Source organism: Streptomyces thermovulgaris (assembly GCF_002155915.1).
Classification (GTDB): Bacteria; Actinomycetota; Actinomycetes; order Streptomycetales; family Streptomycetaceae; genus Streptomyces; species Streptomyces thermovulgaris.
Genome location: NZ_MUME01000285.1, coordinates 1 through 8,564, shown reverse-complemented (window position 1 = coordinate 8,564; position 8,564 = coordinate 1). Strand labels below are relative to the sequence as shown.

At 70.9% G+C, this 8,564-nt stretch carries 9 protein-coding genes; 3 read left to right on the top strand and 6 right to left on the bottom strand.

Translation table 11 applies throughout. The features are described from left to right. The 5 genes from CCN35_RS21110 to CCN35_RS21090 all read right to left on the bottom strand — a co-directional run. A partial coding sequence (locus CCN35_RS21110) for an FAD-dependent monooxygenase (protein ID WP_211285558.1) occupies positions 1 to 1,043 on the bottom strand: 1,043 nt, incomplete at its 3' end. A gap of 228 nt (positions 1,044 to 1,271) precedes the next feature. Continuing rightward, the gene (locus CCN35_RS21105) at positions 1,272 to 2,153 is read right to left on the bottom strand and encodes an amino acid ABC transporter permease (RefSeq protein ID WP_067393419.1); all 882 of its coding nucleotides are present in this window, start codon (positions 2,151 to 2,153) and stop codon (positions 1,272 to 1,274) included. Beyond that, positions 2,150 to 2,815: an amino acid ABC transporter permease gene (locus CCN35_RS21100; RefSeq protein WP_067393415.1), complete on the bottom strand. Its 666-nt coding sequence runs from the start codon at positions 2,813 to 2,815 to the stop codon at positions 2,150 to 2,152. The genes CCN35_RS21105 and CCN35_RS21100 overlap by 4 nt, the downstream gene beginning before the upstream one ends. Positions 2,816 to 2,891: 76 nt before the next feature. Then, a complete protein-coding gene (locus CCN35_RS21095; RefSeq protein WP_067393410.1) occupies positions 2,892 to 3,728 on the bottom strand; it encodes a glutamate ABC transporter substrate-binding protein in 837 nt (278 codons plus the stop codon). A gap of 106 nt (positions 3,729 to 3,834) precedes the next feature. After that, positions 3,835 to 4,611 (bottom strand): amino acid ABC transporter ATP-binding protein, encoded by a 777-nt coding sequence (locus CCN35_RS21090; protein ID WP_067393407.1) that lies wholly within the window; start codon positions 4,609 to 4,611, stop codon positions 3,835 to 3,837. Between the two features lie 312 nt (positions 4,612 to 4,923). Between CCN35_RS21090 and CCN35_RS21085 the strand changes: the two genes are divergently transcribed. Both CCN35_RS21085 and CCN35_RS21080 read left to right on the top strand, forming a co-directional pair. Continuing rightward, a complete protein-coding gene (locus CCN35_RS21085) occupies positions 4,924 to 5,610 on the top strand; it encodes a response regulator transcription factor (RefSeq protein ID WP_086793913.1) in 687 nt (228 codons plus the stop codon). Between the two features lie 9 nt (positions 5,611 to 5,619). After that, positions 5,620 to 7,047 (top strand): sensor histidine kinase, encoded by a 1,428-nt coding sequence (locus CCN35_RS21080; protein WP_086793911.1) that lies wholly within the window; start codon positions 5,620 to 5,622, stop codon positions 7,045 to 7,047. Here CCN35_RS21080 and CCN35_RS21075 read toward each other — a convergent pair. Continuing rightward, positions 7,026 to 8,027, bottom strand: a complete 1,002-nt coding sequence (locus tag CCN35_RS21075) for a TAXI family TRAP transporter solute-binding subunit (protein WP_067393401.1) — start codon at positions 8,025 to 8,027, stop codon at positions 7,026 to 7,028. The genes CCN35_RS21080 and CCN35_RS21075 overlap by 22 nt on opposite strands. A 92-nt stretch (positions 8,028 to 8,119) precedes the next feature. On the opposite strand from CCN35_RS21075, the gene CCN35_RS21070 reads away from it, so the two are divergent. Next, positions 8,120 to 8,524: a pyrophosphohydrolase domain-containing protein gene (locus CCN35_RS21070; protein ID WP_067393396.1), complete on the top strand. Its 405-nt coding sequence runs from the start codon at positions 8,120 to 8,122 to the stop codon at positions 8,522 to 8,524. Positions 8,525 to 8,564: the final 40 nt, after the last annotated feature.

The following is an 8,564-nucleotide window of genomic DNA, read 5'->3' as shown; positions in this document are numbered from 1 at the left end:
CTATCAGACCGAACGGCGCGCGATCGTCTCCGCCCGGCTGCGCGCCGTTCGGTCTGATAGCTGTCCAGCAGGGTCTCGTGCGGGCCGTGGTGCCAGACCGACGCCAGTTTCCAGGCGAGGTTCTCGGCGTCCCGCAGTCCCTCGTCCAGCCCCTGGGTGCCGAGCGTGCCCAGCAGATGCGCCGCGTCCCCGGCGAGGAAGACCCGCCCGGCGCGCCAGCGGCGGGCCAGCCGGTGGTGGACCGTGTGGACACCGGTGTCCAGCAGTTCGTACGCCGGCGAGGACTCGCCCGTCCAGCCGCTGAGGGTCTCGCGGATGCGGGTGACCAGCAGTTCGGGTGTGACCAGGTCCTTGCCGGGCGGCAGCAGCCAGTCCAGCCGCCACACTCCGTCCGGGAGCGGGCGGGCGGCGATCTCCCCGGCGAAGGGGCCGGTCGTCCGCCACGGCGGCATCCGATGGAGGAACGCTTCGTCAGTCCAGGGCAGTTCGGTGCGCACGGCGGCGACGGCGTGCCGCTCGACGGCCGTACGGCCGGGGAAGCGGATGTCCTGGAGCTTGCGCACGGTGGACCGCGGCCCGTCGCAGCCGACCAGATAGCTGCCGCGCCACCAGGTGCCGCGGGGGCCGCGGGTGTGGACGACGACGCCGGTGTCCTCCTGCTCCAGGGCGTCGAGCCGGCTGTCTACGGCGAGCTCGGCCAGCGGTTCGCGGGTGAGGGCGGCGCGCAGGGCACCGGTCAGGACGTGCTGGGCGATGTGCAGCGGGGCGGGGAGGTCCTCGCCGAAGGCGACCTCGCAGGTCGTCTGCTTGCGCCGCATCGCCCGCCATCCGGTCCACCGCAGCCCGGCGCGGCCGAGCGGCACGCCGGCCAGGCGTTCCACGAACGCGGCGGTGTCCTCGCGCAGGACGACCGTGCGCGCGGCGCGCGGTGCGTCGCTGCCCGGCCCCTCGTCGAGCACGACGACGGGCACGTCCTGCCGCGCCAGGGCCAGGGCGAGCGCGAGCCCGACGGGCCCCGCCCCGGCAACGATCACCGGGTCCATGACGCGGCGCCCCCCGCCCGAGGTGATGTCCTGACGGACAGAGACGAACAGACGGTTGGAGCAGGGTGCACGATCACAGAACGTATGCAACCCACTGCCGCTGCCTGCGTCAAGCGACGGGGGCAGTGGCGGTCACTCCACTGCCCCCGTGTCACATCCGTGGTGCGGACTCCCCGTCAGACGCCCGTGCCGGGACGGCCTTTCCGGGCGTCTTCGCCGGGCGCTTCGTCAGGCGGCGGTCCCCGTCGAGTCGGTGCCTCCCACGGCGGCCGGCGGAAGCACCGTGCCGGTGGACTTCCTCCGGGTCCGCAGCCGCCGCTCCAGCCAGCTCGCGAAGCTGGTGAGGGCGAAGTTGACCAGGACGAAGATCAGGGCGACGACCGTGAAGCTGGCGATGGTGTTCGCACCGTAGTACGAACTCATCGGGGAGACCGCCGCCAGCAGGTCCGGGAAGGTGAGGACCGCGCCGCCGAGCGCGGTGTCCTTCACGATCACCACCAGCTGGCTGACGATGGCGGGCAGCATCGCGGTGACCGCCTGCGGCAGCAGGATCGACGTCATGATCTGGGTCTTGCGCAGACCGATGGCCTGCGCGGCCTCCGTCTGGCCCTTGGGCAGGGCGAGGATGCCCGCGCGGAGGACCTCCGCGAGGACCGAGGCGTTGTAGAGCACCAGACCGGTGACGACGGCGTACAGCGGCCGGTCGTCCGAGTTGACGTCGGTGTACTGGGCGAACAGCGCGAGCCCGAAGATCATCAGGATCAGCACCGGGATGGCGCGGAAGAACTCCACGATCACGCCGGCCGGGACGCGGATCCAGACGTGGTCGGAGAGCCGCGCGATGCCGAGGACCGCGCCGAGGGGCAGTGCGATGAGCACCGACAGGAACGCCGCGGTCAGCGTGTTCTGCAGGCCGGGCAGGATGTACGTGGTCCACGCCTCGGAGCCGAAGAAGGGCTTCCACTTCTCCCAGTCCAGCTGCCCCTTGTCGTTCAGGGCCCGGAACACCCACCACCCGAGGGCCACGACGGCCAGCAGGAACACGACCGTGTAGAGGACGTTGCGCCGCTTGGCCCGGGGGCCCTGGGCGTCGTACAGCACGGAGCTCATCGCTTCACCGCCACCTTCTTGCCCACCCAGCCGAGGATCAGGCCGGTCGGCAGCGTCAGGCACACGAAGCCGAACGCGAAGATCGCGGAGATCAGCAGGAGCTGTGCCTCGTTCTCGATCATTTCCTTCATCAGCAGGGCGGCCTCGGCCACACCGATGGCCGCGGCCACCGTGGTGTTCTTGGTCAGCGCGATCAGCACGTTCGTGAGCGGGCCGACGACCGAGCGGAACGCCTGCGGCAGCACCACCAGGGTCAGCACCTGGATGAAGCTCAGCCCGAGGGCGCGGGCCGCCTCCGCCTGGCCGACCGGCACCGTGTTGATGCCGGAGCGGATCGCCTCGCAGACGAATGCCGCGGTGTAGGCGACCAGACCGAGCACGGCGAGCCGGAAGTTGATGACGTCGAACCTCTGTGCACCGAGGGTGACGTTGAGGGTCTGGTTCAGGCCCAGCGAGGTGAACAGGATGATCACCGTCAGCGGAATGTTCCGCACGATGTTGACGTAGGCGGTGCCGAAGCCGCGCATGAGCGGCACCGGGCCGACGCGCATGGCGGCCAGCACCGTGCCCCAGACCAGGGAGCCGATGGCCGAGAGCAGGGTGAGCTGCACGGTCACCCAGAAGGCTCCCAGCAGGTCATAACCTTCAAGAAAGTCGAACACGATCTCCCGCGCTTCCGCGTGTGGTGGGCCCCGGGTGCGCCGCTCACGCAGGGCGGCGCACCCGGCGGGCGCTGACTCAGCTCTTGATCTCGCCGATCTTCGGCGCGGGCTCGTACTTGTAGTTGGCCGGGCCGAAGTTGGCCTTCACGGCCTTCTCCCACGAACCGTCGGCGACCATCTCCTCAAGGGCCTTGTTGATCTTGTCCTTGAGGTCGCTGCCCTTCTTGACGCCGATGCCGTAGTTCTCGTTGGTCATCTTGAAGCCGGCCAGCTTGAACTTGCCCTTGAACTGCTCCTGGGCGGCGTAGCCGGCGAGGATCGAGTCGTCCGTGGTCAGCGCGTCGATGGCCTTGTTCTGCAGACCGCCCAGACAGGCCGAGTACGTCGGGTAGTTCTGCAGGTTGGCCTTGGGCGCCAGCTTGTTCTTGATGTTCTGCGCCGAGGTCGAACCGGTCACCGAGCACAGCTTCTTGCTGTTGAGGTCGGCCGGCGACTTGATCGAGTCGTCGTCGGCGCGGATCAGGACGTCCTGGTGGGCCAGCAGGTACGGGCCGGCGAAGTCGACCTTCTCCTCGCGCTCCGGGGTGATCGAGTACGTGGCGGCGATGAAGTCGACGTCACCGCGCTGCAGCATGGTCTCGCGGTCGTTGCTCTTCGCCTCCTTCCACTCGATCTGGTCCTCGCTGTAACCGAGCTTCTTGGCGACGTACTTGGCCACGTCGACGTCGAAGCCGGAGTAGCCCTGCGGGGTCTTCTGGCCGAGGCCGGGCTGGTCGAACTTGATGCCGACGGTGATCTTCTTGCCGCCGCCCGAGGAGCCCTCGTCCTTCTTGTCGCCCGAGCTGCACGCCGTCGCCGACAGGGCGAGGGCGAGGACGGCGGCGGAGGCGGCGGTGGCCTTGCGAAGCTTCATGTGCCCTTCCTTAGGGGAGTCGAGGAGAGGTGAGGGCCGGCCGTAGGGACGGCGAGGGCCCGGTCGCGGGGCCGGCGGCGCGGGGCGCCGCCGGCGGGCCGCCGCGTCAGTGGTGCAGGATCTTGGAGAGGAAGTCCCTGGCCCGCTCGCTGCGCGGATTGCTGAAGAACTGGTCGGGGGTGGCCTGCTCGACGATCCGGCCGTCGGCCATGAAGACCACCCGGTCCGCGGCCGACCGGGCGAATCCCATCTCATGGGTGACGACGATCATCGTCATGCCGTCCCGGGCGAGCTGCTGCATGACCTCGAGGACCTCGTTGATCATCTCCGGGTCGAGCGCGGAGGTCGGCTCGTCGAACAGAATGACCTTCGGGTCCATGGCCAGCGCCCGCGCGATGGCCACACGCTGCTGCTGGCCACCGGAGAGCTGGGCGGGGTACTTGTCGGCCTGCGCGCCCACTCCGACCCGGTCGAGCAGCTCCCGGGCCCGCGCCTCGGCCTGCTGCTTGTCCTTGCGGCGGACCTTGATCTGGCCGAGGGTCACGTTCTCGAGAACGGTCTTGTGGGCGAAGAGATTGAACGACTGGAACACCATGCCGACGTCGGCGCGCAGCCGGGCCAGCTCCTTGCCCTCCTGGGGCAGCGGCTTGCCGTCGATCGTGATGGTGCCCGAGTCGATGGTCTCCAGGCGGTTGATGGTGCGGCACAGGGTGGACTTGCCGGACCCGGAGGGCCCGATGACCACGACGACCTCACCGCGGGCGACCGTCAGGTCGATGTCCTGGAGCACGTGCAGCGAGCCGAAGTGCTTGTTGACGTTCTTCAGGACGACCAGATCGTCGGTCGAGGCCACGTCTTCCTTGGCCATCGATACTTCGGTCATCGTTTTCAGGCTCCGTCCTCCTCGGTTTCCGGGGGACAGTAGCCAGCGCCGCGACCTGCGTCATCCCATCTGAGGGAGATCTGAGCATCACGATCCGATAGCGGCCGGGTCCGTCCTGCTCCCGGCGGCTCCCGGCGGCCGGACGCGCACCGGCGGACCGGGGCGCATACCGGGTGGGTAACGACAGAGGGTGCGTAACCGGAATCCTCTTGACGGCGTCCGTGTCCATCGGCGTGACTGCCTTCGTGCACGCGCGCGTGCCCTTTCTGTACATGTCATGACTGAACGACGGTTGAACCGGGGGAAGCCGGGATGAGACTGCTCCTCGTCGAGGACGACAACCATGTCGCCGCAGCCCTGTCCGCGGTCCTGAGGCGACACGGTTTCGACGTCACGCACGCCCGCAACGGCGAGGAGGCCCTGCGGGCGCTGGTCCCCGGAGGAGCCGGTTTCGGAGTGGTCCTGCTCGACCTGGGCCTGCCCGACCAGGACGGCTTCGAGCTCTGCGGCAGGATCCGCAAGCGCACCAGCACTCCGGTGATCATGGTCACCGCCCGCTCCGACGTCCGCTCCCGCATACACGGCCTCAACCTCGGCGCCGACGACTACGTGGTGAAGCCCTACGACACCGGCGAGCTGCTCGCCCGTATCCACGCCGTCAGCCGCCGCACCGCCCACGAGGGCACGGGCGGCCCCGGCGAGAGCACGCTGCGGTTCGGCTCCGTGCACATCGACCTGCCCACCCGGCAGGTCAGCGTCGACGGCACCGTCGTCCAGCTGACCCGCAAGGAGTTCGACCTGCTCGCGCTGCTCGCCCAGCGCCCCGGCGTGGTCTTCCGCCGGGAGCAGATCATCAGCGAGGTGTGGCGCACCAGCTGGGAGGGGACCGGGCGCACCCTGGAGGTGCACGTCGCCTCGCTGCGCTCCAAACTGCGCCGGCCGGCCCTGATCGAGACCGTACGCGGCGTCGGCTACCGCCTCGCCGCCCCGGCCGCGTAGCGGGGACGGGTGCGCGCACGCCTTCTGCCGCTGCTCATCGCCCTGATGGCGGCCGTTCTGCTCGCCCTCGGCGTCCCGCTCGCCGTCAGCGTGGCCGGCGCCGAGCAGCAGAGGGTGATCGTGGACCGGATCGACGACACGGCACGCTTCGCCGCCCTGGCCCAGTTCGTCACCGACCGGGTCGGGGGCGTCCCCCAGCCGGGCCCGGACGAGCGTCTGGAGACCCTCAGCCGTGAACTCGCCAGCTACCACGAGGTCTACGGCATCCGGGCCGGGGTGTTCTACCGGTCCGGCACCCCGATGGCCAAAGCGCCGGCGGACTGGTCCCTGCCCGCCGAGGGCGAGGTCCGCGACGCCTTCGAGGAGGCGCTGCTGAGCCGGCGCAGCCACGACCCGGAGCAGGTCTGGCCCTGGCAGCGGCGCCGGCTCGTCGTCGCCTCCCCCGTGATCCGGGACGGTGACGTCGTCGCGGTCGTCGTCACCGACTCGCCGACCGGGCAGATGCGCTCCCGGACCCTGCACGGCTGGCTGCTCATCGGCGCGGGCGAGAGCGCCGCGATGCTGGTCGCCGTCGGCGCCGCGCTGCGGCTGACCGGCTGGGTGCTGAAACCGGTGCGCATCCTCGACGCCACCACCCACGACATCGCCACCGGACGGCTGAAGTCCCGGGTGGCGGTGGCCGGCGGGCCGCCGGAGCTGCGCCGTCTGGCCCGGTCCTTCAACGAGATGGCGGACCACGTGGAGAACGTGCTGGAGCAGCAGCGCGCCTTCGTCGCCGACGCCTCGCACCAGCTGCGCAACCCGTTGTCCGCACTGCTGCTGCGCATCGAACTGCTCGCCCTGGAGCTGCCCGAGGGCAACGAGGAGATCGCCTCGGTCCGGGCCGAGGGCAAACGCCTGGCACAGGTCCTGGACGATCTGCTGGACCTGGCGCTCGCCGAGCACGCGGAGCCGGACCTGCGGCTCGTCGACATCGGTGCGCTGACCGCCGAGCGGCTGGCCGCCTGGAGTCCGGCCGCCGAGGCCAAGGGGGTCCGGCTGGTCGGCGACTGCCCGGCCACCACGGCCTGGGCCGACCCGGTCGCGCTGTCCTCCGCGCTGGACGCGGTGATCGACAACGCGGTCAAGTTCACGCCCGGGGGAGAACGCGTCGAGGTACGGGTCTCCTGCGGCCGCGACACCTCCACGATCGTGGTCGCCGACCACGGCCCCGGCCTCACCGACGAGGAACTCACCCGCATCGGCGACCGCTTCTGGCGCAGCAGCCGCCACCAGAACATCAAGGGCTCCGGTCTCGGCCTGTCCATCACGCGCGCGTTGCTCGCGGCGGGCGGCGGCTCCATCTCCTACGACCACCACCGCAGCGAGGAGCCGCGCGGGCTGAGGGTGACGGTGACGGTGCCGAGGACGGCACCTCAGGGCTTGACCGAGCGGTAGTAGCGGCGGGCGCCCTCGTGCAGGGCGAGCGGGTCGGTGTAGATGGCGGTGCGCAGGTCGACCAGCTGGGCGGAGTGGACATGGGCGCCGATGTTGTCGCGGCTCTTGATGACGATGCGGGTCACCCACTCGGTCAGCCTCGGATCGACGTCGGCGCGGGTCATCAGCAGATTGGACACGGCGATCGTCGGCACGGTGTCGCCCCGCTGGACCGCCGGATAGGCCGACTCGGGCATGTTGGTGGCCCGGTAGTACCGCGTGGCGCCGCCCTCGGCGTGCAGTCTGGCCACCAGGTCGGCCTCGATCGGCACGAACCGGAACGCGAACTTCCGGGCCAGTTGCTGCAGGCCGCCCGTCGGCAGTCCGCCCGACCAGAAGAACGCGTCGAGCCCGCCCTGCCGCAGCCGGCCCGGTCCGGTGTCGATGCCGTCGCTCATCGGCCGGATGTCGGTCTCCGGGTCGATCCCGGCCGCCCTGAGCACCCGCTCGGCGATCAGCCGGACGCCCGACTCCGGCGGCCCTATCGCCACCCGCTTGCCGCGCAGGTCCTCCACGGAGGTCACCCGCGAGCCGGCCGGGACCACGAGCTGCACGTAGTCGTCGTAGAGGCGGGCCACACCGCGCAGCCGCGTGGCGCCCGCGCCGTGGTTCAGCACGTAGGTCTCCACCGCGTCCGCCGCGGCGATGGTGAAGTCGGCCCGGCCGGTCGCCACGCGGGTGACGTTCTCCTGCGAGCCGTCGCTGGTCAGCAGCCGCACCTTCAGATCGGGCATGTTCCTGGCGAACGCGGTGCGCAGCCGTTCGCCGTACTCCTGGTAGACCCCGCGCCGGGTCCCGGTGCTGAAGGTGATCGTCCCGCCCGGCGGCGTGTCGCCCAGCGGCGGCAGCCACCACAGCAGCAGGCCGAGGACGACGACACCGGCGGCCGTGCCCCACAGGCCGCGACGGCCGCCGATGCGACGGAGGAACGCCTTGGACATGCGCGCGATCCTGCCAGCCGGGTGCCGCACTGACCAGGGCCGGGGTCCGGACGGCTCGCGGGGGCCGCCCCGGGGGCGGCTATCTTCGCCGCATGAGTTCCTCGCCCGCCGATCTCGTCCGTGAGTTCCACCGCGCCTTCGGACTGGACGTCCGCGGCAGACCCACCCGGGTGCCGCCCGAGCTCGCCGCGCACCGCAGGGACCTGCTCGCCGAGGAGGCGGCCGAGGCCGCGGAGGTCTCGGTGGACGGCCCGCTCGACCGGCTCGCGCACGAACTGGCGGACGTGGTGTACGTGGCGTACGGCACCGCCCTGGTGCACGGCATCGACCTGGACGAGGTGATCGCCGAGATCCACCGCTCCAACATGACCAAGCTCGGCCCCGACGGCCGGGTCGTCCGGCGGGCCGACGGCAAGGTCCTCAAGGGGGAGCACTACCGGGCGCCCGATGTGGCGGCCGTGCTGCGCCGCCAGGGCTGGGCCCCCGACGGCGAGTGACGCGGGCGGCGCCGTGGAGCCCGGCGGCCTCCGCGCCGGG

Coding starts and splice junctions, on each gene's coding strand:
- CCN35_RS21095 (WP_067393410.1), bottom strand. CDS start 3,728: ATGAAGCTTCGCAAGGCCACCGCCGCCTCCGCCGCCGTCCTCGCCCTC.
- CCN35_RS21090 (WP_067393407.1), bottom strand. CDS start 4,611: ATGACCGAAGTATCGATGGCCAAGGAAGACGTGGCCTCGACCGACGAT.
- CCN35_RS21075 (WP_067393401.1), bottom strand. CDS start 8,027: ATGTCCAAGGCGTTCCTCCGTCGCATCGGCGGCCGTCGCGGCCTGTGG.
- CCN35_RS21085 (WP_086793913.1), top strand. CDS start 4,924: ATGAGACTGCTCCTCGTCGAGGACGACAACCATGTCGCCGCAGCCCTG.
- CCN35_RS21070 (WP_067393396.1), top strand. CDS start 8,120: ATGAGTTCCTCGCCCGCCGATCTCGTCCGTGAGTTCCACCGCGCCTTC.
- CCN35_RS21105 (WP_067393419.1), bottom strand. CDS start 2,153: ATGAGCTCCGTGCTGTACGACGCCCAGGGCCCCCGGGCCAAGCGGCGC.